Origin of the sequence: Neochlamydia sp. S13, from assembly GCF_000648235.2 — a bacterium.
In the GTDB taxonomy this organism is placed as follows: domain Bacteria; phylum Chlamydiota; class Chlamydiia; order Chlamydiales; family Parachlamydiaceae; genus Neochlamydia.
This window is the reverse complement of sequence record NZ_AP017977.1, coordinates 1,136,709-1,163,213: the sequence shown is the minus strand read 5'-3', so window position 1 is coordinate 1,163,213 and position 26,505 is coordinate 1,136,709. Positions and strand designations below refer to the sequence as shown.

At 35.9% G+C, this 26,505-nt stretch carries 17 protein-coding genes; 7 read left to right on the top strand and 10 right to left on the bottom strand.

What is annotated here, in order from left to right:
- Positions 1-65: 65 nt before the first annotated feature.
- Positions 66-4,121, bottom strand: a complete 4,056-nt coding sequence (locus TY21_RS04425; RefSeq protein ID WP_042244208.1) for a hypothetical protein — start codon at positions 4,119-4,121, stop codon at positions 66-68.
- A gap of 697 nt (positions 4,122-4,818) precedes the next feature.
- Here TY21_RS04425 and TY21_RS04420 point away from each other — a divergent pair.
- Together TY21_RS04420 and TY21_RS04415 are read left to right on the top strand one after the other, a co-directional pair.
- A complete protein-coding gene (locus tag TY21_RS04420; RefSeq protein WP_042244206.1) occupies positions 4,819-5,763 on the top strand; it encodes a cation diffusion facilitator family transporter in 945 nt (314 codons plus the stop codon).
- Complete coding sequence (locus TY21_RS04415) at positions 5,763-6,290, top strand: DUF2937 family protein (RefSeq protein WP_042244203.1); 528 nt, start codon at positions 5,763-5,765, stop codon at positions 6,288-6,290. Before TY21_RS04420 ends, TY21_RS04415 begins: the two co-directional genes overlap by 1 nt.
- Before the next feature lie 89 nt (positions 6,291-6,379).
- Here TY21_RS04415 and TY21_RS04410 read toward each other — a convergent pair whose 3' ends face one another.
- Together TY21_RS04410 and TY21_RS04405 are read right to left on the bottom strand one after the other, a co-directional pair.
- The gene (locus tag TY21_RS04410) at positions 6,380-7,324 is read right to left on the bottom strand and encodes a hypothetical protein (RefSeq protein WP_042244202.1); all 945 of its coding nucleotides are present in this window, start codon (positions 7,322-7,324) and stop codon (positions 6,380-6,382) included.
- Positions 7,325-7,536: 212 nt separating this feature from the next.
- Positions 7,537-10,071, bottom strand: a complete 2,535-nt coding sequence (locus tag TY21_RS04405; RefSeq protein WP_042244199.1) for a hypothetical protein — start codon at positions 10,069-10,071, stop codon at positions 7,537-7,539.
- A gap of 698 nt (positions 10,072-10,769) precedes the next feature.
- Between TY21_RS04405 and TY21_RS04400 the strand changes: the two genes are divergently transcribed.
- Positions 10,770-11,228: a DoxX family protein gene (locus tag TY21_RS04400; protein ID WP_042244195.1), complete on the top strand. Its 459-nt coding sequence runs from the start codon at positions 10,770-10,772 to the stop codon at positions 11,226-11,228.
- Between the two features lie 738 nt (positions 11,229-11,966).
- Here the strand turns inward: TY21_RS04400 and TY21_RS04395 are convergent.
- From TY21_RS04395 to TY21_RS11445, 3 genes are all read right to left on the bottom strand, one after another.
- A complete protein-coding gene (locus TY21_RS04395) occupies positions 11,967-12,956 on the bottom strand; it encodes a M48 family metallopeptidase (RefSeq protein ID WP_232044406.1) in 990 nt (329 codons plus the stop codon).
- 74 nt (positions 12,957-13,030) lie between these two features.
- Positions 13,031-13,630: a LemA family protein gene (locus tag TY21_RS04390; protein WP_042244193.1), complete on the bottom strand. Its 600-nt coding sequence runs from the start codon at positions 13,628-13,630 to the stop codon at positions 13,031-13,033.
- Between the two features lie 209 nt (positions 13,631-13,839).
- Positions 13,840-14,615 (bottom strand): IS5 family transposase gene (locus TY21_RS11445; RefSeq protein WP_130589534.1). Its coding sequence is split into 2 segments (ribosomal slippage): positions 13,840-14,276 and positions 14,276-14,615, totalling 777 coding nucleotides; the frame shifts between segments, so codons are not numbered across the junction.
- Between the two features lie 205 nt (positions 14,616-14,820).
- Between TY21_RS11445 and TY21_RS04380 the strand changes: the two genes are divergently transcribed.
- From TY21_RS04380 to TY21_RS04370, 3 genes are all read left to right on the top strand, one after another.
- Positions 14,821-15,435, top strand: a complete 615-nt coding sequence (locus TY21_RS04380; RefSeq protein ID WP_039384576.1) for a DedA family protein — start codon at positions 14,821-14,823, stop codon at positions 15,433-15,435.
- A gap of 640 nt (positions 15,436-16,075) precedes the next feature.
- Complete coding sequence (locus tag TY21_RS04375; protein ID WP_042242186.1) at positions 16,076-16,387, top strand: hypothetical protein; 312 nt, start codon at positions 16,076-16,078, stop codon at positions 16,385-16,387.
- Between the two features lie 533 nt (positions 16,388-16,920).
- Positions 16,921-17,487 (top strand): YtxH domain-containing protein, encoded by a 567-nt coding sequence (locus TY21_RS04370; RefSeq protein ID WP_052243877.1) that lies wholly within the window; start codon positions 16,921-16,923, stop codon positions 17,485-17,487.
- A 491-nt stretch (positions 17,488-17,978) separates the two neighbouring features.
- Here the strand turns inward: TY21_RS04370 and TY21_RS04365 are convergent, their stop codons facing one another.
- Complete coding sequence (locus tag TY21_RS04365) at positions 17,979-18,773, bottom strand: hypothetical protein (protein WP_042242183.1); 795 nt, start codon at positions 18,771-18,773, stop codon at positions 17,979-17,981.
- Positions 18,774-19,398: 625 nt separating this feature from the next.
- On the opposite strand from TY21_RS04365, the gene TY21_RS10975 reads away from it, so the two are divergent.
- Positions 19,399-19,551, top strand: a complete 153-nt coding sequence (locus TY21_RS10975) for a hypothetical protein (protein WP_158623021.1) — start codon at positions 19,399-19,401, stop codon at positions 19,549-19,551.
- Between the two features lie 119 nt (positions 19,552-19,670).
- On the opposite strand, the gene TY21_RS04360 is transcribed toward TY21_RS10975, so the two are convergent.
- The 3 genes from TY21_RS04360 to TY21_RS04350 form a co-directional block, all read right to left on the bottom strand.
- Entirely contained in the window at positions 19,671-20,099 is a 429-nt protein-coding gene (locus TY21_RS04360; protein WP_042242180.1) for a hypothetical protein, read from the bottom strand.
- 909 nt (positions 20,100-21,008) lie between these two features.
- Complete coding sequence (gene ltrA / locus TY21_RS04355; RefSeq protein ID WP_174232785.1) at positions 21,009-22,259, bottom strand: group II intron reverse transcriptase/maturase; 1,251 nt, start codon at positions 22,257-22,259, stop codon at positions 21,009-21,011.
- Between the two features lie 647 nt (positions 22,260-22,906).
- The gene (locus tag TY21_RS04350) at positions 22,907-26,335 is read right to left on the bottom strand and encodes a hypothetical protein (RefSeq protein ID WP_042238856.1); all 3,429 of its coding nucleotides are present in this window, start codon (positions 26,333-26,335) and stop codon (positions 22,907-22,909) included.
- Between the last annotated feature and the right edge of the window lie 170 nt (positions 26,336-26,505).

Here is a 26,505-nt window from a genome sequence, read left to right as displayed (position 1 = left end):
TCAACTCATCTGTGTGTAAGGTGAGTTAAAAGTATTTTTGCGTACATTTTTAAGAGCACTTGAACCTAAAAAGGCAATAGATTACGCAACAAAGAAGAGGCTTTTTCTTCTACCTTATGCAAAGGATGGCTAGAAGAACTGGAATTAGGAGGTAATGTCTCTTCTGAACTTAGCGTTCCATTTTCTGTACTCCATGGCAAAGGATGAGTTGTAGGAGCGGGAGCTTTTCCCTCTTTTAAGCCTCCTGCAGCAATATGCAGAGCAGTACCGATTAACATTCCTTCAGGCCCTCGATTAGCAGCTACTAAAGCCGCAATTTTTGCTGTTGCTCTCTTTGTATCGATAGAAGCATTGTTAATTTTGCCTTTAAAAGGAATTTGTAGCATATAATCTTTCGCTAAACCAGTAATGTTAAAGCCGTTAATTAAAGATTGAGCCGTCAGGCCAATTGTCATATCCACGCGGTTCTTATCTAGATTTACACTTCCCCACGTAGCAATAGGGTAGGAATTCATAATTAGCATATCCATACGCTGGAAGAACATCTTTCCTGCCTGCATATTTATGTATAAAGGTGTAAACCAAACGCAGATATTATCGCTTTTAGTAGTATTAAACAGGCTTAGAATAGAACCTAATTGCCCCCCTTTCTTAAAACGTACTTTTCCAAGTTCTAGAGAAGCAGCGCCTACTTTAACCGCTTTAATATCAAAGTTTTTGATGGGTAAGCTAAATCCTTCCGCTTTAATATTAATATTAAGAGGATTGTCAGACCCAATCAATCCTTTAGTTAAAGGAAGAATATCTTCTAATACATATTTACCTAACTCGGGGGTGAGAGCTATCTGAGTATGAAAATCTTGATTAAGGGTTAAAATACCCTTTTTTAAGGTTGCATCTAAAGCTATACTTCCTCTTTTTCCATTTAAATTAGCAATAATGGGCCCATGCAAACGATCAATCTTTATACGTACATCAGCATTCACATAATCGCCTAAAATGGCCGAAATGCGCTGAGGTAAAAGATTTCCCACACTTGCAAATTGAGTTAAAGCTTTGACAGGAAACTGCTTACATTGAGCCTCAAGCGACATTGTTAAATGATCCGTGTTTAACTTGCCAGATGAGCTAAATAAATGATTCATTTGACCCATGACTGAAAAGGGAAGAGAGGAATGATCGGATGCGACACCGTGGTCTCCTTCCAAAGAAAAAGCAATGCTTTGGGCTAGCTGCTGACTTTTAACTTTTCCTCGGATGTTTTTGATCCACACATGGCTAGGAGTGCTTTTATCGTCAATATTTAAATGATCCACGTAGATGTGAGAATTAATACTTGCTTTTAACCAATGGGGATGATCGTTAGCATGCAAGGGAAAGGCTAGGGAATTTATGTCTAATAAAATTGTGGAAGAACCAGTTAAAATAACATGTGGTGATTTTTTATTGGGATTTAGCATGCGTTGACGAATGATCTGAAAGCGCTCGGGAGTTAAGGTAAATTGGGCGGTACATGGAGAGCTAGTCTTGGCTATGACCATTCCCTTCTTAATTTCGAAATTTCCTTGTCCTTTAGTTCCTTTGCCACTCCATGCTAACTGCATACTGCCTTCTGGCTGGTTAAAATTTGAAAGATCAAGCAAAGCATCTATATTAAATGATTTTCCTATAAGCATGCTCAAATCCTGATATCCTCTAACTTTTTCTAGAAGAATGACAGGAAAGTTAACAAGCTGAAGCTTGCTTTTTAGCTGCATTTTAGAAAAATTTAATTGGCCTCCTTCTCCCCAATTAGTTAGGCGAATAAAGCCATTTATCGAGCCCTCTTCATGGGTACCATATAATTTAGTTAGACCTTCGATTTGCAGGTGAATGCTATTATCAACCTCCTTAACTTCCCAAGGTAGAGACAAATGGTGAATGGCACCCGCGTTTTCGGACAGGTTGAGCTGATCAATTTTTATCAATCCTTTAAAATTTGAAGAAGTTAAGTCTAGAAAATTGATGCCCTTTTTGTCTGCTTCCATGCTTATATAAATTTTTGAAGAATCCTCTAAGGAGTTGGTGTTAAGGCTTAAAGCCTTTAGAGCCTTAGGGGTCAATGTGTAGCTAATAGTAGCAGGGGAACTAAGAAAAAGTTTTTCAAAATTTTCTAAGCGTCCGCTGAATTGGGCTTGCCCTAGAGAGCTGTTAATTTCTGCCTTAAGTTCTTCAATCATTACTCCTGCAGGCTTATTTTCTATGTCAGCAATCAGCTGCAGATCAGCTTCCGTCCCTAGCAAATGCTTTAAAGACAGATTATTAGGGGGAGGAGCCAATTTAGCTGTAAAAGTTGTTCTACTTCTTGCTAGCGGCTTTCCTTCCAGTTCTCCTTGAATGTTGGTAACTTCAAGCAGCCTCTCATTGTTAAAGTTAAGGAGATTAACTTGTGGAATACTGATCTGAGCAGCAAGCGTTGCTTTTTTTAATCCTTCAACATCAAGAGTAGGTATTTCTATTTTTTTTAGGATAACTTCGATGGGTACTAAGTCTTGAGATTTTAAGGGGTATTTATGGAGGAACCATTTGTTTAACAATGAGGAGGGAAGCTGGTAATTAATCTTTGTAGGCTCGATTAAAGTTAGATGAGGTGAGAAGTTTAAGTAGATAGTATCCATCTCAAGGGTGTCGGAAGCAAATTTAAGAGCAAGAAGAGGGGAGTCTTTATAAGAGAAATTAATTTGCGCATCAAAAGTTTGACCTAAAGTGTCTACAAGTAAATGAGGATGGCTACTCATCTCTTCCACAAGTAAAAGCGGAAGTCCTTTAAGATCCAATGATATTTCTGCATTTTTCAACACGCTAGCAATTTTAGGCCTAAACACTTTATTCAACTGGCCCTTGAAGTTCATTTGAGTAAGTGAATGATTTCTTAAGATTTGGCTATCAATGTTAAGGATGATTTTACTGCTTTTATCTAATGCATCAAGCATGAGATTAAATTTTTTCAAAGAAATATTTCCTATTGGCTGTGAGAACGATAAATCAGCCTGATCAATCACTAACTTTGCTTGCATGTAAGAATTGATAACATCGATGTAATTCTTACTTTTTTTCTCAGAAGCAACAACCAATTCCATGGCATTCAGGTTAAAATGTCCTTTGGTAGCTTGCTTGAGCTGAAACTTATTATTATCTGAAACGAACTGGTTAATAAGATCTACAAAATGAGGCTGCAAATTAATTTCAATAAAGTCCGATTCTTTTACAAGGATGCGATCATCTTTTAATAAGCCACTTATCATGCCTTGCACCCAAGGTGATTTAATATTCAACCTCAGGCCCATTCCCTCTGCGCTGTTAGATTGATGAAGTTGTAAATTTAATGTCTCTCCTAAAAATGCCCTTAATAGGCCGCGATAGCGGGCATCTAAAAGGGCTATTGTTTCATCTAATAAACTGACGGGAAAATCTCTTGCTTCCACCTGTAATTGAATAGCACCTATGGGCTGAGAATTGAAAGGGTGGGAAATAAAAAATTTGGAGCTGTTTTTTTGATTGTTTATGGAAGCTTGAAGATTAAAGAAACCTTCTTGCTGGCCTTGCACAGTATGTCCACTTATATAAATATGATTATCTTTTTCTAGTGAAGTAGAAAGGGACATGTCTTTTAATAAAATTACTAATAATTTTTGCTCGAGGGATGTTTTAGGAGAATTTCTAGCTTGCAGAGCATAATGAATGTTTGTACGGCCTTCAGGATATTGAATAATTTCTGCATTTAGCCCGCTAAACTCGAAATTTCCATTTTTTCCCTGATTAAAAAGTAGCTTCCAAAGAGGAGTTTTTGCAGCAGCTCTATCTAATGACCCAATTTTTTGCTCTTCGTTATTGAAAAGAAGAGTATCTGCTAATGTTTGCTCTCCAAACCAGCTCAGCGTTAAATGTTGGAAAGTTATTTTCCCTGCAATATGAGAATTGATTAGTTTCTCTAGCTGTTTATTCCCCCACTTGGTGGAAAGAATAGAGGGTAAAAAAATTATACCAACTAAAACGGCTAAGAAGCTCGTGATTAAAGTCCGCCAAATGATAGTAAAGCTTTTGCGTGGCAAAGAGGGAAGAGAGGAATCATGATTAACCATTTAACAGGCTCCATTTTAAAGACTTATGATTAAATATCACTCTACATTATAGTAGCGCTTAAAACTATTTCTGTAAAGGAAGTAAATTGTAATACAGTATTTAAGAAATCAGGCTAAAGAAAAAGATAAACAGCACGCCCTCTCATCATTTAGCGGGCAAGCCAGAAGTTGAACTAGTCTTTAGAATAAGTAAATATTAAAAGCTCTATCTTGGCAATCTTATAAGAGGTTTCTATAAAAAAGGAGCTTACTGGATAGATGACCTAATAGGTTATCTCTTAGGTCAAGTCTATACCCGGTCTTGTTATCCAAACTGACATTCATCTTCCTTTAGGCATCTTAAATGCTCTGCCATCTTTTTATAGCCCAGAATTTAGCACACAACCCTGCTTGTTGATAAGCTACTTTTAAGAGTGAAAATCTCTTACAAAAGTACTTTTAAAGCGCTACATCGCCGTTTTGGTAGCAAGTGTAGATAGTCAGGGTGTGAAAACCACAGACTGTGGAGGCTAAAAGATTATGAGGGAGGAAAAAAATCAAAGCGAGGAAAAGAGATATTTCAGCGAATACTTAAAGGCTTTTTACTCGATTGCCCTATAATAGCTTTAGGGATAGAAGGACCTTTTTATAATCACCTTGCAGAGAGAAGGAATATAATTCTTTATCGTTTATCCTCCATTCTTTATATTTTAAGATTATGAGCCATTATCCTGATCCTGTTAAGCTTCCTTCCTATGTATCCATAGCACGTCGTGAACGTAATCGTCAGCTTATCCTTTCTGCTAAAAGAGGGGTTTATATACGTTTGCTTATTACCTGGGCTGAAAGCATGGGAGCATGGGCTTTTGCCAGTTCTGCTTTAACACTTGATGCTATCTCCAGTTTTGTAGATGTTTTTTTTAGTATTTCTTTAATTTATTTTATAAAATTTGCTGAGCGACCTCCAGATAAGAACCATCCCTTTGGACATGGGCGCTTCGAGCCTTTGGTGGGAATGCAAATTGGCATAGTCATAGTTATTATTGGCTTGTTGGCATTCTTTCAACAACTTTTTCATCTTTCTGCAGATAACAACGAGTTACGGGCTGCAGCAGCTTATGCATGGATAATTCCTGCCCTGGCTGTTTTTTTGCTGGAAATCTGTTATCGCCTGGTGATAAATACAGCTAGAAAGCAAAACAGCCCTGCTTTAGCTGCTGATGCCTTGCATTATCGCTTGGATAGTATCACGAGTGCAATAGCGGCCCTAGCCTTAATTTTAGGAAGTTATTTCCCTGCTTTAAGTGCTTTAATTGATCATCTAGGGGCTCAAGCCATCGCATGCTTTATGATAGGTATAGGAGTATATGCTGCAAAAAATAACCTTTATCAGCTCATTGATAAAATTCCTGCTAAAGAATATTTTGATAAGGTAAGGTCTGCTGCCTTAAGCGTGGAAGGGGTAGAAGAAACAGAAAAAATACGCATCCAACAATATGGGCCGGATGCTCATATTAACATTGATGTAGAAGTCGATCCTCATATGTCTGTAATGTTAGCCCATCAAATTACTCAAAATGTGCGTGTCGAGATTCAAAAAGCTTGGCCAGCGGTTAGAGATGTCATCGTCCATGTAGAGCCTTATTATCCGGGGGATCATTAGTGCTTAAGGGCTTAGTAGGTCTAATAGATCGATTGTTTGCTGTCATGGGTGCCTTAGCTTTTTCTCAATTTCCTCTCTATATCCAACAATATCAACAGAATTTATTAGGTCATGTTGAAGAATTAAAAATTCAGCTGCAGGCAATGCAAAGCGCTGCCTCGGTTACAGGAAAATCTTTACAGCAGTATATCGTAAAATTCTTAAACAGCGCAGATACGGATTTCCAGCTGCAAGGTGCTTTAATGAATAATATGGTTGAACGTTACTATACACTCAATGACAGCTTTCAAGCATTGCAGGAAGCTTCTATCTATTTTAAGCCTTTTTTATTTATTAAATATGGTGATTGGAAAATTGCCAAATTAACATGGCAATCTTATAAAATAGGTATCTCCTTTACCTCAGAAGGAGCTATCTACGCAGGAATAGGGGTTATTGTGGGCGTGGCTATTTATGGGCTTTTAAACAAGCTTATTAAAGGCCTATGGGGATATTACTATCAAGCTGCGGAAAAAAGCAGGATATAAGTAATTCACTGAACGAGGTGATAGCAAAAACAATTCTGGGTGGATCCTAAGGTGGCGTTCGCTGGAATCCTTTTTATTAAGCTTTTATGTTACAGAGGCTGTGAAAAGGAGTGGTCGCTATTTTCTTTCTTTTTTATAATATTTTCGGGCGTATCAACTTCTTGGAATTTCCAATGGATAGGCCTTTCAGTAGTAGAGCTTGATGCTACAAATATTTCTTTTTCAGTGTCGCCGGGAGCTAGGTAGATGACCTGAGGCTCGGCAGAGCCCCAATAATAAAAACGAGTCAAAGCTTGCAATCTGGGATCATGGGGATATAACTTCACCGTTAAACTTTGAAGAAGCTTACCCATTTTACGAAAATTCCTTAACATAAAGTTAAATTTATCAATATATACATTTCTATCTATATCGCGGATAGGTTCTTTTTCATTTCTAGTATTCATGTCTATCAAGGTGTCCATAAGAAGACTTTCGATGATTTCTTTTTTAATTTCGTTGAAAATGTGGATATAAATGTTTAATTTTTCTTGTTGGCTAGATAAACTTAATTCCTTATTTCCTATTTCTTCCAGCTCAATTCTATTGCATAAAGTGCTAATTTTATTATTAAAATGCAATAATAAATCTCCGCCTGAGGTCTCATGCTCTTTTTTAAATCTATTGGTAACGGGCGAGGATAAAAGTAAGTGATAAAGTGTATTAATAGTGGTACATTCTTGGCTTAGCTGGGCGTTTTGTGTCCTATATTTATCATTTTCTATTTTGAGAGTTTTATATTTATTTTCTAATTTTTTATTTTTTGATTTATATTTTTCTTTTTCCTGTTCTAAATCACAATATTTTTTATTTAATTTTTTATTTGCCATATTTAATTCGTTAAATTCTCTAACTAAATTAATTATTTTTTGATTAATAGCATCGCGTCCACTTGCAGAAATAGAAGAAATAGGTAAGAGACCTGGGGAATGAGCTTCTGGCGTGGAAGACTGGGCAGACGAGCTCGTTAAACATGGAGACGATAAAGAATTCATACAATCAACCTTGTAAAAAAATATATAAACAAATTTCTTATAGCGGCTATAAATTTATTTATTACAGATAAGTATTTTTAAGAGAAAGTTATTTTTGCTTGCTATTTCATAAAAGACAGAAGGATAAACAGATAGATATTGGAGGAGAAATTGAGAGAATTAACAATTTTAAAGACATAAACATTTAGGCAAATGCAAAGGAAAAAGCTTTTTTATAAGTTTTTTTCCTCACATAACTGATTCCAAAAATCTCTCATCGGAGGAGATAAAAATTGCCAAAGTTTTTTCAAAGGTACAGGCCATTTATGATGATGCTCAGTGTCCACAAAAGCAATCCTATTATCTTTAGCGATGGGCATGTTAAAATTATAGGGAGAGTCATTAAGTCCTAGCTCTTGAAGGAGAATATAAATCCAAGAAAGTGTATGGCAATTAATTATAGGGCTTTTCCACATTTTATTGTTTTCTTTTCCGGAAAAGATATCAATTTCATTTTCTATGACAATAAAATTTTTCCTTTGTAAATTATTTTGTTTTAAAGGATAGGGAGCCTCCGGTAAAGGGTATATCCATTTAGTAGGAACTACAAAAAGGTGATTAATATGATGCCGATTCAACGCTTCTTGGATAGAAATAGCGCCTGCGACACGTGCATAACAACGCTCCGAATCATTAATTTCTATTTGATCATCTCCAAAAAATTTAAAGATAAACCCTGGAATATTCTTATTTCTTGTTACAATTGTCTTGCTAAAGCGCATGGGAGTGGGCTGCATGAATCCTGCTTTTTGCAAACTCTCTTTATTTTGAGTCACGCGTTTACTAAAGAGACGATCTAGTTTAGGCTTAATTGGGTGATTCTCAGGTAAGAAAAAGGGTTGTAATTGTAGCCAAATACTTGGTTCTATATGGGAAGGTTGGACATAATAGTTAGGATAAAGGGAAGGAGCATTTGCGCTTTTGGAAATAGGTGGATGAAAAGGCACCAATAGATGGACATAGGGGGGAGGAAACTCTATTCTTCTAGCTTCTTCTTGTAATGAATCGCGGGGGATTTGAAGTACAGTACGAGGAATAGCTAATTCATAATCATACACGCGAATAAGAGGTGAAGGTGTAGAGTATTGACCTTCTCTTTCGGCGATAATGCGATAAAAGGCATAATCAGACCCAATTTTTATAGAACAATGGGGTGCGGAGATTAGCCAATTATCGACTTCATCAAATAATTGTTGATCATGATCCATCCAATTATACTGCTTTTGCGTATAGAGGGAGGGAGTGAAATCCAAAGCATTGGAGGCAAAAATATGGTATTGGGTATCTGAAAATTCAGATGGTTCCCAACTAATTTCATATTCTTTTTCACCTATTTTTTTAAACACCGGGTGAGCAACAGGCTTAGGCTTATCAACAGTAAATTTAAAGGGTGTTGACCACTCGCTCCAATAGCTATCTTGTAAAGTTTTAACACGAAAGTAGTAATTTGTTTGAGAATTAAAAAAAGTATCAGTTAGCTTATCAATCGTCACTCTATTTTTAAAATCTTCTATACGTTGAAAGTTAGGAATAAGATAATCGAAATTGATATCCGTAGATATTTGCCACCATATTTTTTCGGTTAAATTACTAAGCGAAGATAACTCAAAGTAAGGAGATGTATGATCAAAGTGTGCGCTAGGGTTGACAATGCAAACATCGGGGCTTTTCTTCAATTCTAAATCATAATGGACAGTTAGCAAGGTAGCGCCCACATCTTTCTTTGCTCCTATGTCCACTACATTTGATCCAAGTGTCCATAGGTGTTTTTCGCAATTTTGGCCCACAAGGGTAAGGGTTCCTGTAGGGTCATGGGCTCTTATCTCTACAGTCCATACAGGCACTTCAAAATCATACGTACTTTGAGAGGCTATAATTTTCTTCTGGTTTTCAAGTATAATCTCTTCGGAAGTATGATTGATAAGCTGGACGATAGGATAAGCAGAGGTAAGATATAAAATAGAAGAAGGTAAAGCACGTTCTGCTAAAATTACAGTTTGTTCCACAAGACCATTATCATAGAAAGTAAGAGTTTCTCGGGGATATAAAGTAGAGGACTTGTTTGTCCATTGCATACCAGGCTTTACATCATTAGGCTCAAAGCCATCAAATTCTTTAGGAAAGATATCTAAATGAGCAAAATTCATACTCGATCGTGAAAAATCAAACTTACTTTCTAGATCCGAAGCTTTTGTCCTTAATACCAGAAAAGGGTCATCAGCTACCTCTTCATAACCGACAAGAGTGTGATTGTCTAAAGCAAGATATCCTAATTGATGCTTCTGGTCTATGAGATGCCAGTGATTATTAAAATAAAATTCTTGTAAATCACGCTTACTAGCAGGCACCTTTCTAAACGGCAAGTTTATACTGCACCCTAAAGAGGAGGAGTAAGCTTCATTTTCTGCTATCTTTAGTTGGTATTTTTGCCACCATCTCCAAAAGTTTTCTTCTTTTTCAAGCTGTTGCATTCCTATCTGTTTTTGCTCTTCCCTATCCATATTAACAGACAAAAACAGGTCGGAAATAATCTCAGAAGAAATGTTTTTCAAAGTATAACTATGTACTATTAAGTGTTGCTTAGGCTGAGTGGGCTCAATTTTCAAGTATGTTTTCGGCTCTGGGTCAAAGGTGCAAGAGGTTTCTATTGCCAACAGGGATAAAGAACTGCACAAGAGGAAAGCCCAGCTAATGAATGATTTTAACATTTTTTTAAACCTACTTTTTTAAGGCTAATAGAAGACAACGAAGCATGATGTAGGATAACCAAACAAGAGCTGCTAGCATGAGAGCTGCTGCAAAACTTTGCCTTGCTTCAAAGGTCTCGCGATAGAAAAGAATAAAGCTAAAAAACAGCGCTGTTAACGCTATAACAAGGCTGAGTTTATCTATAATTTTGGAGGGATACATAAGAATATAGCCTTTAACTGGTAATTTGTCTTAATAAAGCAGGCTTTTAAATTTACTTCAATTTTTTTCTAAAAAGATTATTCAATAAAGGCTGCCTTTTAAAAATGGACACTGTAGCAGGCAAAATTTTTTATTGCATGAAAAGCTAAGGGGGGCCATTTGGAAATTTTTTATACAGGGGAGGAGAAAATTTAAAGTTTCTATAGTAAGATAAGCTTTAAAAATAAAATTATTTTGTAAATTTAGCGATAAAACTTTTCCTTGAGATTACAAAAGGTATTTTTCTCTAGAGGGGCATGATTGAAGCGAGGAGAAATTAAAGGCTATCCACAAAAGTTAATAGAATCACTATTATTCCTTTAATTTTTTCTGATATTCGGTAAAATCATTATTTTTTGATTAGAGATAGATGATAGATTTCTATAGCTATGAGTGGATATTTGAGCAAACAGCAAGAAGCCAACAATGACAAAACAACACTTTACCAAGAGTAATTATGAAAAATTTAATTATAAGAAACTTTTATTTAAAATTTAATAAAGCCGCGGCTACTTTACAGTCAGTATTTTTGCTACTCGTGCGTATCTATTTTGGCTGGTCATTTTTTTGGGCCGGCCTAGGAAAACTTCAGAATATCTATGGTACTGCTGAAGCTTTTGCTAGTTTAGGTATTCTTTATCCTCTTTTTAATGCGTATGCTGCTAGCTTAATTGAACTAGTGGGAGGAGCTTGCTTATTTTTAGGCTTGGGAGCAAGATTAGCAGCTTTTGCTTTGTCTATAGTAATGCTTGTTGCTCTTTACACTGCTCATTATGATGTTTTGTTAAATATCTATAGTGCACCTGAGCAGCTTCTTACCCAACTTGCATTTATTTATTTGGTTGCTAGTATGATTATTTTGATTTTTGGCCCAGGTAAAGCTTCAGGGGACTCCTTGATTGAAAAAAAATTGTAAATAGAGAAAGTTTAGAAAAAGGGGATCAATTTAAAGAATGTCAAGAGTTCTTATATTTAGAGTGAGCATTTGGCTAGTTTAAATGATGCCCCTTGAATCTAAAAAGGGAAAGATTTTCCTATAGGCGGGGATAGCTTTTTAAGAAAAAAAGCTATCTTAATAAAAGTTGCCTCATCAAAACTTTATAAAAAATCTCTTATAATTTTTCTAAGGAATTGAATGTTTCAAGGCTTTGGATGTAGGTCTCTTGGATCTATCTCTCGCTACGTTTCTTCAGCTTATAAAAAATTAGGCAGGAATAGGGATGATAATAAAAATATTTTGTTTTTACCTTGACTGACGTTGACTGTTCTTTCTCTTGGAAGAAAAGAGCGTTGAAAAAAGTATTGTACAAAGAAGCTATAGCCGTATATAGCTTAAAAAGAGAATCGGATCTTTAAAAGCAGGCTCTCTTCCTAAAGATAAGTTTATGTTAAAAATATAGGCTTGCATAAGAAGCTGCTCAGAAGCGCATGAAAGGCCTTTAGAATATTAGAAAAACCGTAAGATGAGGGGAATCAGTCTTAAGCTGTAGACCTTTTCTTATTGCCGAGGATTTTAAGAGTGCATTATTTTTTTTCTAACATGCGTGCTTAACTAAAATAAAACCAATAAATGAAGGTGTGTAAATCCTTCTTAAAAAATAATAATAGGAAAGTCATCGAATAATTTATTAGTAACTAAATTTTAGCTATATCTTTAATGATCTAAAATTTTAGCATGGCGCCATTCTATAGGTATATATTCTCCTCCTTCAAGGGCAACTATTCTTTTTCTTATAGGTGGATGGGTAGAGAATAAACTGCTTAAGCTCATTCTATCATTAAAATATAGATGAGAATAAGCCATTCCTTTTAAAGGCATTGTCTCATCTTCTGCTCTCTCAATCTTTATAAGTGCTTGAATAATGCCGGCGGAATTTCTAGTAAATTGTACAGCACAAGCATCTGCTAAATATTCACGTTCACGGCTTACCGCTGCTTTTAAAATAGAGCCCATAATCCAAGTTAAGGCTCCCGCTACAAATATAAGGAGAGCTGCAATAACGACAGGATTATTTTCCTTTTTTTTCCTTCTTTCTCTTGATTGAGAGGTAAATTGAAGGAGGCGCATGCCAATATATAAAGCATAAAAAAAGCCCATTACCATAGCAGCAAGGCGCATGCTAATCTTTATATCACCATTATAAATATGGCCAAATTCATGAGCGATGACACCTTGTAGTTCTTCTCGAGTCAGTTTATCTAATGATCCTTTGGTAATAGCGATGGCTGCGTTTTCAGGTGTGAGACCCGCTGTAAAAGCATTAATTGCGTCTGTTGGTAATATGTAAACGGGAGGTACGGGCAACGAAGAAGCTATAGCTATTTCTTGCACAATATTTAACAGCTGTTTTTCTTTCAGATTATTTGTGTGGTCATCTATAAGTCGAGCACCTAGGGAGCGAGCTACATAGGCGCCTCCCTGCAACTTATAATGGCTATATTCTACCAAGGCTATACCGCAGGTGATAATTAAGAAGGCCCCACCTAGTAAAGGAATAGGAGGATGATAACTATCTTTAGCCAAATCACGCATCGTATATTCAACTAATGTGGAAGTTAAAAGTGTGAGCGCTAAAAAAAGACCTAAATATAGTTTTGTTTTTGAACGCGCTTTTTTCTGAGCTTCCCAAAAGTTTATAGCCATACAAACTATATCCTCATCCTTGACTTGCTTTTAGGGTAGGTTGGCAATTTTAAAGTAAATTTAATTTTCTTTGTCTACGAAGAAAAAGAAACCTTTACAGCTTTTTTAGATTCTTCAGACTCTGCCTCATATAGTTCAGCAGGGTGGTGACCTAAAGAGGTAGCGATTAGAGCTGCGGGAAACTTTTGTTGGATATTATTATAAGCTAATACTTGATCGTTATAAGCTTGTCTAGCAAAAGCTACTTTATTTTCCGTTGTACTTAGCTCTTCTTGTAAATTATGCATGGTATCACTAGCTTTAAGTTGAGGATAATTTTCTGCCAAAGCATAGATGTTACCTAAACCTGCTTTAAGACTGGCTTCAGTGCTCATTAGTTCTTTCATGGCTTGATGGGATGGTAATCCACTTTTTTTTATCTGCTCTCTTATAGCAGAGGCTTGGCTCCTAGCTTCAATAACGGCTTCTAGAGTGGACTTTTCATATCCCATATAACCTTTTACTGTCTCTACTAAATTTGGTATTAAATCATAGCGACGCTGCAGTTGAACATCGATTTGGCTCCATGCATTTTTTACCTGATTACGCGTTTCAATGAGCCTATTATAAATCCCTATTAATGAGAGAGCTATGACAGCAAGGATTGCAATAATAACACCAATAGTTATCAACATACATTCATCTCCTTTACAATATTATATTTAAAATAAAGTCTATAGTATAATGGAACGTTTCTTCTTTAAGAGAGTAGTAACTAATGTATATTCATAAGCCACTTATAATAAAGAAAGCAAGAGAATTTATCTTTAATCTCTTTAGCAGGCCAAAATTGAATTTTACTCCTTCTACTCAAATATGAGTAAGAGACATTCTCTGAATTAATTTATTGCGCTATTCTTCTTACCATCAGACGTATCATAGCTAAATAGAGGAACGCTTGGCTGGTGGTTGGTAAGGCCTCATAATCCTTACTTAATCTGCGGCATTTGCCAAACCAGGCAAATGTTCTTTCTACTATCCATCTTTTTGCTTGTAGATGAAATCCTTTTAGCTTAGATCTTTTAATGATTGTTAAATCAATACCATGTAAAGCTGCTTCTAATTTCATCTCTTCCCCGCTATATCCTGTATCGGCAAACATTTTTTTTGGCCATAAAGCTTTTCCTTGGAAATAATAAAATAGTGCTTTCAGCCCATCTCTGTCGCTACAAGCTGCGCTACTTACTATGACTGCTATTAACAGTCCCAAGTGATCCACCACTATGTGCCTTTTCCTACCTTTAATTTTCTTGCCACCGTCGTATCCGCAGAGCCCTTTTTTTCAGTTGTTTTGACACTTTGGCTATCGACTATAGCTGCGCTAGGTTCCGCTAACTTGCCTAAGCTTTGGCGAAGCGATCGCCTTAAATAAGTATTAATTTGTTCGAATAAATTACTCTGTTTCCATCTTAAAAACTGAGAATAGACCGATTTCCAAGGAGGTAGATCATGAGGAAGATCTGTCCATTGACAACCTGTCCTTAAAACATAAAAGATGGCATTAAGCATCTCTCGTCTAGAGTGCATAGGTGGCTTGCCAGCTTTTTTCTTGCATATTATAGGTTCAAGCACTTGCCATTCTTGATTATTTAAATCGCTAGGATAAGGTTTTCTTATCATATTAGGCTCCTGGTTAAACAGCCTCTATTTTAAACGATTTTAATAATTCAGAGAATGTCTCTAAGGGAAAAAATTATTTATTTTTATCTCAATAAAGCTCTTAACCTTGTTTTTTATAGGGTTATTTAGCATTACACTTTGGTAAAAAAGTTAATTTTAGCTAAGCTTGTATCCCACGAACATTATACATTACCCTTGCAAACTCATGGAATATTTGAACGATACTTTTTCTTTATGGCTATTAGAATATGGAAGCATGGCTCTTTTCTTTTTGCTTGCACTTGGAATTGTCGCCCTGCCGATTCCTGATGAAACGCTTATGGTTATCTCAGGAGTTATGATTCATCAGGGGCATTTATATACAATTCCCACTCTTATGGCAGCCTATCTGGGCTCTATGTGTGGCATTACCTTAAGCTATATGTTAGGAAAGACAGCAGGTCATTTTATTATTAAAAAGTATGGTAAGTGGATTGGTATCAATGAAGTGCGCTTAAAAAAAGCACACGATTGGTATGAATATCTTGGAAAGTGGACTCTTACCTTTGGATATTTTATCCCGGGGGTGAGGCATCTTACTGGCGTGCTCGCTGGGATGACAGAACTTACTTATACGAGCTTTGCTCTTTTCGCTTATAGCGGGGCTTTTTTATGGGCTACAGTCTTTCTTTCGATTGGTTATTTTTTCGGTCCCTACTGGTCTTGCGTTCTCTGCTTCTTAGATGATCATCCCTTAGAATTGATTATAGCAGGAATATCCATTTTACTAATTATATGGCTAAGCAAACGTCGTGATAAAAGCAAAACAGTGACTCAATGATTTTTTAGCATAGTGTCTAGAATAGAATGCAAAATTTAGCTTAGAATTAATTTTTTACATAATTTTCTTAAGCTCTTACGTTGTCTGAAATCTAATTTCTTTAGGAAATGATAAGGTGGAAATAGTAGCGAGATAAAAAAATTTGCTTTACTCTTATCTATATAGTTTTTTTCTTTAAGATCCCTTTAAAACTTCTGCCCTTTCTCAAAAATCAATAAGCGGTCACTGGGGTATAGGGCTTCAGATGCGATTCTGCAGGCATCCGTAAAGTCAAAAATGCTCGCAAATAGCAATTTTTCTATTGACTGCGCTTTAGGATTTACATTTATTCCTCAGCATCAATAATTTAAATAGCAATGCTCCCTCACCCACCAGGGTGGGGTGGGCGCTTACAAAAATCATATTTTATTGCCAAGAGTTCTTACTTATTTATACTAGCTGTTTCTAATGCTGTAAAATTTAAAGTTTTTTAAAAATCTATACTACCTTTAGTTGGGTTTTTATTTTCCAGTGTGGTTGGATTTGTTTTTGGAAGTTTGTTATATTAAGGACTCGGCTACAAACTTAAGTTACAGGGAAACAGTAAATAATTTTAAAGTTATGAGCAATATTTTGAAATTAACGCATCAAGGGAGGCTTTATGAAAAAATTAAATTTAATCCTTACAACTTTAGGTGTAATCTGCTTTACATGTTTATCAGCAAGCGCTTTTTGTGCCACTCCTGGAAAGAAGATAGATGATGCTTTAGACAAAGGGAAAGTTAAATATAAAAAATTTAAAAATATTGTCAAAGATAAATATAGCGATGCTCTAGAAAAGAGTAAGGATAAACTCGATGAGACAAAAGAAAAAGTAAAAGATAGAATTAATTCTACCAAAAAAAGAGTTAGAAGCAAGACAGCAAAAACTCAAGATAACGTTGAGAAAAAGGTGAAACAGAGTAAAAGCTAAGGATTCTAATTATAATGGGCAAGCTTTATATTTTGAAAGCTTGCCCTTAACTCATCTTTTTACTGTTCATTATTTTTCTTCCATTTATAAGAGATCCTCGCTTGCTAATCAGCTTAGACATAGAGTGAAGTGCAATAAAAGAAACCCGGAGAAATTTCGAAATGCTTGTAATTTTAAAGCTTGCTAGCCTGTTCGCTTTATAAAAGAAGCAAGGCTAACCTTTAAAATTGATGACAAGCGGTCAACTTTTACATTTTCAGTTATTTTATTAAATGTTTTTCAAATATTTAAATCGCGAAATTCTAAATATCAACGATTGGGACCTGACCTCTAAAGTGAATAGGGGGAGCTATTGTCTTTTAAAATTATATCTTACATCAAATAATGTTAACAATTATTTTATTTGTAGGACTGACTAGCTTTAATTGCGGTAATTTGTTAGATTAGTAAATCTTTGGTGAAGGTAATTTTACCATTCAACAACTTCTAACTGCTTAGTATAATTTGAACTAAATTTGTTAACGGAGGTCTTTATGAAAAAACTAAATTTTGCCCTTACAATTTTAGGAGCTATTTGCTTGACATCTCTATCAGCAAATGCCTTTTGTGCTACTTTTTGTGCTACTACTCCAGGAGAAAAGCTAGATAATACTCTAGATAAAGTCCAAGATAAATATGAAAATATCAAGGAAAACGTAAGAGATAAATCTAAAGATTTTGGCGATAAAGCCCAAGATAAATACGAAGATATTAAAGATAAAACTAGAGACACCGCCGAAAAAATAAGAGATAAATCCAAAGATCTTGGTGATAAAGCCCAAGATAAATATGAAGATATTAAAGATAAAAATAAAGGCACCGCCGAAAAGATAAAAGATAAAGCTAAAGATATCGGTGATAAGATCCAAGATAAATATGAAGATATTAAGGATAAAGTCAGCGATAAAACTAAAAATATTGCTGATAAAGTCAAAGATAAAGTGAATAAGGGCGCAAGACATGCAAAAAAAGAATCTCATCGCGCAAGAAAACACTTGAAAAAAGCTGAAAAGAGAGCAGCTAAAGCTGAGAAAAAAGCTCAAAGAAGAATGAAAAAGTAAGTGTCTTTTCTAAGTGGCAGGCTTTTAGATATAAAAGCCTGCCAAAAATTTCTTCCCTTTAAAATTAAAATTTTATCGATCTTGGCGTTATTTCCCCTTGTAAATACTATTCATACAATTTTCCTTCTCATTAAAAGTTAGGCGAGTAATTCTACGCTTTAAAAAACTTAGCCTGCATACCCAGCCCTCTGAAAGATGTCTCTTTGCTTAATAAGAGAGATTTTATAAAGTAAGGGACTGCATAAAGAGTAGCTCAAAAGCGTTTTCTAACTAACCTATAAGCCAGGGATGAAAAAAAAATGTATAGTCCTTTCTAAATAAAATAATAGAAGAAGAAATCTTGAAAAGATAACTTTAAAAAAACAAAGGTTTTAGAATAGTTCGCTTGTGGATAAGCTTTTTACTAGGGAAGCGTAGTCAAAAAAGTAGACTAAGCAAGCACTATAAAGAAGACATTTGAGCAAAGATTTCTCGTGCTTCTCCTAAAAGCTCTAATTAATGGCTTTTCCAAAAAGGTAACCGAAAATAGTAAAATAGATAATTCCTATAGAAAATATTAGCTGTTGGCTATGTAATCTGTTTCTTAGTGTATAGCCTATAACAGGTAAGGCTTGCAGAGCATGAAGGCCAAAAAAATGTGAGGATGTTAGATAACCTCGAGAAGTATAATCTGCAAAGGGTAAGCCCCATCCGCTTAGTACTTGTCCCTGCCTTAAATACATATCCTGAAAAGCGATAAAACCGCCTTCTAAACAACTTAAAAGAAATATAACTAAACCTAAGCGAATCCCCCATAAATAAGCAGGGGAACAAAGAGTAGTGGGTTGAAAAAATAAATATAAAATATAACTCGCAATAAGGGTATTAGCTACAATTAATAGATGAGAAAATAGGTATAGACACATACCATAGCAGATAGCAAGGGTTAAGGGTTGCTCTATGCTAAAATGATAAATTTTTCCTTGTATACTCTGTAGAACAATTACAAGCATTTCCATAAATATAAGCAGGGCTGTTAGCCGGCTTATAGCTAAAAACATTTTTGTAGAAATTTTCAAGTATACTAAAATCCATCCTATCGTCAAAAGATAAAGTCCGAAAGAAAAAGCGAATTTGATAGGCTTTATCCAAGGGATGGTCTCAGATGCTACAGGGGAACCTAAGGGAATTAAGCTTAATAAGAAAATTGCTAAAGCAAAATTAAGAATTGCTAGATAGAAGAGTAGGGGATTGCGCTTTTTGCCTTCTCCTATAAAGTATTGCATAGTACGTGTAAAAGATCTCATGTTCTCTCCAAAGATATCCTACACTTGTCATAAAAGAAATTTATTTAAAAGGAAATATTTTTATTAAGTTGCTTATCAAAGAATCTTTGAAAATAAGTCTTCTGATCTTCGTAAATCCTTTAATTAGTGGAGATAGCACACTGATAAGTGAAGAAGCAATCAAAGCAGATGTTAAGAGCTTAGACAAACGAGGAGATCATAAGAAACCCATAAAGTATTTTGCTCTCTAAATTTATAAAAACATGGAGAAGAACCTTTTAATTGAAAGGTTAGTGCTAGGATCATTAAAGAAAAATTTCGGAGTATAGGAGGGGAATTTTAGGGCACTGCGATAAATTTACCATGCCCTTCCTTAATTAAATTGTAAATTATATGCTTTTGAGTTGCTTTTTAAGCACCAGTATACTTTATAAAATCATCCCCTTAAGTTGAGATAAAGCCTTTTACAGAGGCAGGTATGTAGACTTAGCTTTTTAAAGCGTATTATTTAGTTAATCATCTAAGCATCTTATTTGCAAAGAATGGGCCAGAGTCGCTTGCCTATACAAATCATACATACAGCATAAGAAACAACTTTTGGAGGTTAAATGAGTACATTAAGAAATCTAATCATGAGAGGTGAGTTGTGTGTAAGTTAGCCGCCTACATTCATCAAAAAATGGGGGGAGTGCAATATATTTGCATCAAAATTCTTTATCACCAAGGTGATCGTTATAGATTTTCTGGCAGACGCTATATACATGCAGCTCGTAGGCAGCCTATACTTCCTGTTATTTAAAAAACTCTTTATATCCCGCGCTCGCTTACTTTTTTTATTATTATTAAAGCTCAAATTAATCTTAAGTTTCTTTAAGAACTAATTTTTGAAGCTGCCTACGCAAATTTATAGAAAAAATATTATTCCATCTTCCCCAATATAGTCATCGCTACCACGCTACAGAGTAGGAGTAAGGGAGTAATAGGTAAGGACTTATCTGCTGGTTGCTTAGAAGATTTTCCAGATAGTGCCAAATTTTCATCAGTAGCATAAGGATAAATTGTCTCCACTGCTTTCTCAGCTTGTTCTAGCACTGACCACTTGTAAAGGGAAGGAGATTTATAATGTTTAAGATGTTTATTTTTGTTAAGAACTTCTTCTTTATTAATATAATCTGAGATTTTAGACTGAATATCGTGGAGTAAGCTATTAATTAATAAATTTTTTTCCTCTAAAGTTTTAATTTCTGAAATTCCTAAAGAGGTTGCTTTGTGTTTTACTACTTCTTCTTCAAGAGAAGCAGCAACAATTTTATAAAAAATTTCTCCTTTTAATACATCAACTCCCATTTTTTCTCCTGGCTGGTTTTATTAATTAATTGTTTAGATCTATCAATTAAACATAATTTAAACATATTTTAACTGCAATAAATATCATCTTTGCATTCTTTGAGTATCAATATCACCATTGAGCCAATTTAATGGAACGTAAGCAACCATTCTAGATGAAGTTGGTAGGACAAAATGTCTAGTATGAGAAGCATCCATACTGTCTTGCTTACTTTAAATGAGATTTCGAAAGATCTGCGGAAAAAAGCAATAGCGATGGCTCGCTTGTTAGGCGTTTATTATTTGATTTAAAGGGAATGTCTGGTCTTATGTAAATCTGTACAGGACAAAAATTGAAAAAGCCCGTCTAAAAGCTTATCCTGTTTTTTCTTAACAGGAGAAAACAGATGAAAGAAATAGACGAGCTAGGAGAAGTTTCTTAGTTAAACTTTAGATTAAAATTGAGCAAGGCTTACATGCTTTTGCCACATTGTACTGGCTCTTTTTAGGGTTAGAGGCATTAATCTTACTCAACTAGCCATGGCTTTATATCCAAGGAAAGGCCTCTAATTTAACGTCTGATAATATATGTTATGTTGTATAAGTGCCTGGGCTCAGGAGATTTTATCTTTTTCAAAGCCAGTTTGAAGCAAGCAAGCTTTTTTCAAGTATTTTTTTGTGAATTGACGAGGATTTGGAGGAGAACATTTAGTGCTTCTTTAGAAAGCTCGCCTCCTTGCTGTGCAACTGCTCCTAAAGTATCGGAAGTAGAAGACAAGGTAATAGAATCGCCCTTTTTGAGAACTGGGATGAGAGCATCTATCGCTTTTTTATTTTGTAATACGCTTTAAAAAAAGTCGAGTAGCGCGAGGGGATCACACCCTCACGCTCTCACAGTTCCGTACGTGAGCCTCTCAGCTCATACGGCTCCTATTGTCTAGTCGCAGGTATGGCGCCCATTTTCCAGTGAGCAAATAGCTGAGGTTCTCGTTTTGCGATCCCTCCCAACCAATGCATTGCCCTTCTGCTGTGGCCTCTTAACTTCTTGTATTTCCTTTCCGCCCACCTTGCTAATGTACGGTTTGCAACATTGAAAATTTGATAGAGTTCTGATTTGTAATATTTACCATAGTAGTTGATCCAACCTCTTATCATGGGGTTAAACATTCTTGATAAATCTACAATCTTCTTGTCACTGCGCAGATGCATTTTCCAACTTCTCATCGTACTCGTTATTGCTTTCTTTGCTTTATTGCTTACTGCGGGACTAAAGTTGATGAAGAGCTTTCCATACCGATTCTTTGATCTTCTGGCTCTAAAAGTATATCCCAAAAAATCAAATTTCTCGTTTAGGTATCTTTTTCTTCGTTCATCATCTTTGCAATAGACGATTTTTGTCTTTGCAGGATGCAACTCCAGTTTGCATTGAGCTAAGCGTTCTGCAATAGCTTTCTTTATTTCGTTGGCTTGCGCTTCCGTTTGACAGTGAACCACTATATCATCAGCATAACGCTCGAATGGATTACCTGGATAGCATTTCCTCATCCATTCGTCTAAGGCATAATGAAGAAATAGATTGGCTAGTAAAGGGCTGATTACACCCCCTTGTGGAGTCCCTCTATCTCTTTTTATAAGTTTCCCGTCTGCATCTTGCTCTGGCGCTTTTAGCCAGCGTTCTATATACAGAAGAATCCATTGGCTTTCGGTGTGTTTCCTTACGGCTCTCATCACGAGCTCGTGGTCTAAATTATCGAAAAATCCTTTGATATCAAGGTCAATAACATAGTCGTTGCGCCAACATCTCTGTCTAGCGACTCCTACGGCTTCTAACGCTGATTTTCCAGGTCTGTACCCATAAGAATCAGGATGAAAATGTGGGTCAATCTCTGGCTCTAGATACAGCTTAACGACCATCTGTGCGATTCTGTCTGATACTGTGGGTATTCCCAGCTTTCTCAGCTTTCCATCACTTTTTGGTATGGCAACTATCTTTACGGGAGGCGGAAAGTAGCTCCCCGACGATAGGCGATTCCAAAGTTTATACAGATTGTCTTTAAGATTCTTTTCAAATTCTTCTATAGACTCTTCGTCAACACCTGCTGCTCCTTTGTTAGCTTTTACTCTCTTGTATGCTTCCCATACAATGGATTTAGAAATACAATACGACTTTGCTGTATTCATCGATTCCTCCTGTTTCCAGTTGTTCGATTAATCTTAAGCTAAACAATATAGTCCCCTTCGCTCCACCTCCATTACAGAGGTCTCCTCACTACTACGGGCTATTCCGCCCCTGTTCCTTGCATCGGTACTCTGGTTCTTATGGGGCTTCCATTTGAACTTCTCCCTTTTCATCAAGGCGACAGGTTCCCACGTTCCGTATAAGAGCCTGTAGTTAAGTTCACGTCACCTTTATGCCGGATGCCATCTAAGCAGTTAATATTAGGTTTCCCTTAGATTTGTCCTGGGTTAACTAAGACCCCCCAGTTTTGACATCATCCCTATGCTTTCGACACGTCATCAGTGATTCATTTGCATTCGTCTCCTTAACTCTCACCTGATATAGTCTTGCTATACCTTTTCCTTAACGCTCACCACATGGGCTCTTTACCCATGCAGCTTAAGGTGGTTTGTAACCTATGCCTAAGTCATCGGTTACTAGGGGCCTTCCCTAATCTCTTGTACAGCATCTTTGACCCGCCGTTGGCTTGTCAAAGTTCGTGGCGCACCTTAGTCTGCATACCCCACCTTCTGAAAGATGTCCCTCTGCTTAACAAAAGGGAGTTTATGAAGTACGTGACTGCATAAATAGTAGATTAAAAGCGTATAAGTTATCTTTTTAGAATAGGCAAAAAGTTAATGCTTGTAATTTCTTTCAAGTAAATTAAAAGTCCTGAACCATCTAAAGAGAAATAATTATTCCATTTTAGCTGGTGAGCGTCAAATTTTTGATTAATTTCTCTTTTTGTGGCTTCTGTGTGCTCTTCTATATTCCTTAAAAAATGTTCCGTAATAAGGTGAAATAAGTCTCTTTTCTCCTGATTAGAAAAAGCTTGAGAGTCATCTTGTAAATTGACTTCAAAAGTTTGATCTAATTCTAATTTTAATTTACCTAATATATGAGCGATGCGCATTAGTTGTTCCTCAGCATTTTCGAAGAAATTTTTGACCCACTCTTCAATTGCTTTTTCCTTTAACCTTTCTACAATTTTTTTTAGAAAAATTTTCCATGCTAGCTGTCCTCTTTTGGTTATTAATAAAGATAAGCACTCTTCAGCCAAGACAAGATCCAATCCAGCCAAAGAAGAAAAATCAATACTTTTTTTAGACGCTATTCTTAAGGAGCAAAGTCTTTCAGCATACCTATCTAAGGTGCTATCTTGAGCTACATGATCACTCCATTGTCGAAAAATTGAAAAAAAATGCTCTGTTTTTGCAGCTAGAAAGCGCTGCAATTCTGCTTGGAAAACTTGGACTGTTGCCAAGGTTTTTTCCTTTAAATCGCGTTGCCTTTTTAGCAAATTGATAAGGACAGTATCTGTTAAATCCTCTTCTTGTTGGCTGATCAACTCTTTAATTTCTAGGCATTCTTTATTTACAATAATTTGTGAAGACCCTGGCTGTCCTTGCCTACCCGCCCGACCAATTGCTTGATCTTCGACTCTTTGTGAATCTGGATAAAATGTTAGCAGAACATGCAATCCCCCATTTTGTAAGCTTTCTTGACTAAGAACAATATCTGTTCCCCTACCTGCTGTATTTGTGGCAATCGTTACCATGCGTGCCTCCCCTGCCCGATTTAAAATTACATGTTCGAGTTCTTCTTGTACTTCATTTAGAATTTGAGCGTGTATTTTTTCTTTTAAGAGGTGTGTAGCTAGTTCTTTTGTCTCCTTAATTGTAGCACATAAGACCAAGCAGGGGCGTCCTATCTGGATGCATTGCTTAACGTTTTGTAAGATGGTTAAATGATATTTTTCAGTTGTTGGAACAAACAGAATAGGAAAATCTTGTCTTTGTAAGGGACGATGTGGGGGAACATCAAAACTCTCAATGTGATAAATCTCTTTAGTTTGAAATCTTTCTGCTGTACCTGTCAAGGCCGTAATTGTATGGTAAAATTTGTAAAAAACAGCATGAGACAAGGAAAGAGGAGTCAAAGTTTCTTTTTCGACGAGAATGTCGTGTTTAACCTCTAAAAATTCATGAATTCCATTTGCCCAGCGGCTATTTTCTGATACTCGCCCAGTGTCAAGGTTAACAATTTGAATGGTTCGTTCCGCATGCCCTTGATGAGTCTTTTTTACTTTGATGATATATTCCTTATCCAAGCTTAATTCAAATAAGACATGATGAGCTGACCTGAGCCAAGTTTGGAGCTGATCATCTTGGAGCTGGTTAACCATTCTTTGTTGTTCTAGATTTAATGTATGATTTAAAAAGGATTTTAATAAAATAAGTGCTTGGCTTTGATTCTCTTTCACTATTTCCTTATGCTCACGTACAAAAAGTAAGATTGGAGCATAAATCCATTCATAAGAATTAGTGGTTGGACAACCCAACCTTGCCCCATTTTGGGCATTATCAACTAGAAGATTATCCGACTCATCAACCATTACAACATCAAAATTGCGGTGAATATAGGGAATTTCTAACCTTTGTTGATAGAGTTTTGACCCCCAAAGCATATCTTCCATCCAGGCAAATTCAAAATCAAATGCTGGCCCATAAAGGATCTGTGCTTCAAAGTCTTCAGGCCTTTTTCGGTCACGGCAAATGTGGCTTATGGTAATCCCACATTTTTTAAAAAAGGTGGCAAATTTATCGTGATCACGAATTGCAAGGTAACGAGCAGAGGTAATAACGTCAATAGCGCGACACTCCATAGCCATGACGAAAGCCCAGAGAGCAATAATTGTTGATTTGCCCTCTCCTGTTTTAACTTGTCCCTGTCGGCTTTTTCCATCAAGCAGAAGAGCTAAAAGCGCAAGTATTTGCGTACTAAAAGGATAAATACCAAACTCTAGCCAGATGGCGACACGACCGATAGCAATCAAGTTAAGGCGATTCTCTTCATTAATGGAAGCTGTTTTGGCTAAGTTGCGGATTGAGTAGGCCTGCTTCAAGAGTTCATGAAATTCCAGCTGTTTATACTGGGTACATAATTTTTCAATGGTTTGATACTGACGAAAAATGAGGTGTAGTTCTCTATCGTTTAAAGCCTGCGTTATCGTAGGATCTCGCTTAAATCTTATCAAACGCTGCGAAATAGGATCTTGAAAAAAGGTCTCATCTGAAGATGTTGGCTTAAGTTGATTTTTAGAAAGCGTAACTAAAAAATTCCACTCAAGGCGTTGATTTTTCCATTGATCTATTAAGGTATAAAAATCATCATTTTTTCTTATTTTTAATAAGAATTTCAAGTTTTTTATGGCCTGGCTCAAGGTCCATTCAGTTGTTTGATTTAAGGAAGTTAAATAATCATCCAATAATTCTTCCCCTATCTTGTTTTTTAGGCTTAGGCATAAACTCAAAAATTCCTTAACATCTACCTCAGAGGGGTGCTCAAACACCATTAATCGTTCTGGAGAATGCAGAGAAAAAAGAGTCTTATACAGTTTAAGTTTCTCAAATTCATCAAATTTAGTGTTATAGGTAATGTTAATGGAGTAAAAAAGACAAGCGTAAGTTTCGCTTCCCCATTTTTGATGAGTTGAGAGATGAGATAAAAACTCGTCAATCAATTTTGGCAAAGCATAATAGGTTTGACAGTCATAGATTTGGGTGTAAGCTTGTAGAATTAGAGAAGATTCTGGGATGTTAAGTGAATTGGAGAGCTGGCTTTTTTGTTTTCTATGGATTAAAGTAGGCAGCTTATCTGCATGAAATTGATCGACCAAAGAAATAAGGGTTTTAATGGAATGATAGGCTTTTTTTTTATTGTCGATCTGATGCAGAAATTCACCTAAAAATCCTTTTTGAGCAATTTCAAGAACTTTATTCCATGTGGGTTGAGTTTGAAATTTCGCGTTTGAAAGGAGGCAAACAAAGAATTTTTCCCGTTGTTTAAGAAACAATTCATTTGGTTCATGACTTACCCGAATAGCACCTAAGGCAACAGAGACAATATCTATTTCGTCTCCTTTTATTTGATGCAAATACTGCTCAAGGATTTCTTTTAAAGGACTTGTCAATTGCTGGAAAGTAGATCTTTCAGTACCAGAAAGCCATTGCACAGGATCAATTTCAATAGGATTCATTTTTTCCTTCTTATCATCATTTTTTCATTGAGAGGGCGATATTCAAACTGTAAGGGTTACGATTCTTTTTTATTTTTATTTAAGTGAACATCCCCTGTGACTTACCCAAAATGGAACACTCGACTCCGCATGCTTATCCTAGCAAGGAGTAGTGCTCATTTTAATTTCTA

Coding starts and splice junctions, on each gene's coding strand:
- TY21_RS04370 (WP_052243877.1), top strand. CDS start 16,921: ATGAAAAAACTAAATTTTGCCCTTACAATTTTAGGAGCTATTTGCTTG.
- TY21_RS04360 (WP_042242180.1), bottom strand. CDS start 20,099: ATGGGAGTTGATGTATTAAAAGGAGAAATTTTTTATAAAATTGTTGCT.
- TY21_RS04375 (WP_042242186.1), top strand. CDS start 16,076: ATGAAAAAATTAAATTTAATCCTTACAACTTTAGGTGTAATCTGCTTT.
- TY21_RS04395 (WP_232044406.1), bottom strand. CDS start 12,956: ATGGCTATAAACTTTTGGGAAGCTCAGAAAAAAGCGCGTTCAAAAACA.
- TY21_RS04390 (WP_042244193.1), bottom strand. CDS start 13,630: ATGTTGATAACTATTGGTGTTATTATTGCAATCCTTGCTGTCATAGCT.
- TY21_RS04420 (WP_042244206.1), top strand. CDS start 4,819: ATGAGCCATTATCCTGATCCTGTTAAGCTTCCTTCCTATGTATCCATA.
- TY21_RS04405 (WP_042244199.1), bottom strand. CDS start 10,071: ATGTTAAAATCATTCATTAGCTGGGCTTTCCTCTTGTGCAGTTCTTTA.
- TY21_RS04425 (WP_042244208.1), bottom strand. CDS start 4,121: ATGGTTAATCATGATTCCTCTCTTCCCTCTTTGCCACGCAAAAGCTTT.
- TY21_RS04380 (WP_039384576.1), top strand. CDS start 14,821: ATGGAATATTTGAACGATACTTTTTCTTTATGGCTATTAGAATATGGA.
- TY21_RS04365 (WP_042242183.1), bottom strand. CDS start 18,773: ATGAGATCTTTTACACGTACTATGCAATACTTTATAGGAGAAGGCAAA.
- TY21_RS04400 (WP_042244195.1), top strand. CDS start 10,770: ATGAAAAATTTAATTATAAGAAACTTTTATTTAAAATTTAATAAAGCC.
- TY21_RS04410 (WP_042244202.1), bottom strand. CDS start 7,324: ATGAATTCTTTATCGTCTCCATGTTTAACGAGCTCGTCTGCCCAGTCT.
- ltrA (WP_174232785.1), bottom strand. CDS start 22,259: ATGAATACAGCAAAGTCGTATTGTATTTCTAAATCCATTGTATGGGAA.
- TY21_RS04350 (WP_042238856.1), bottom strand. CDS start 26,335: ATGAATCCTATTGAAATTGATCCTGTGCAATGGCTTTCTGGTACTGAA.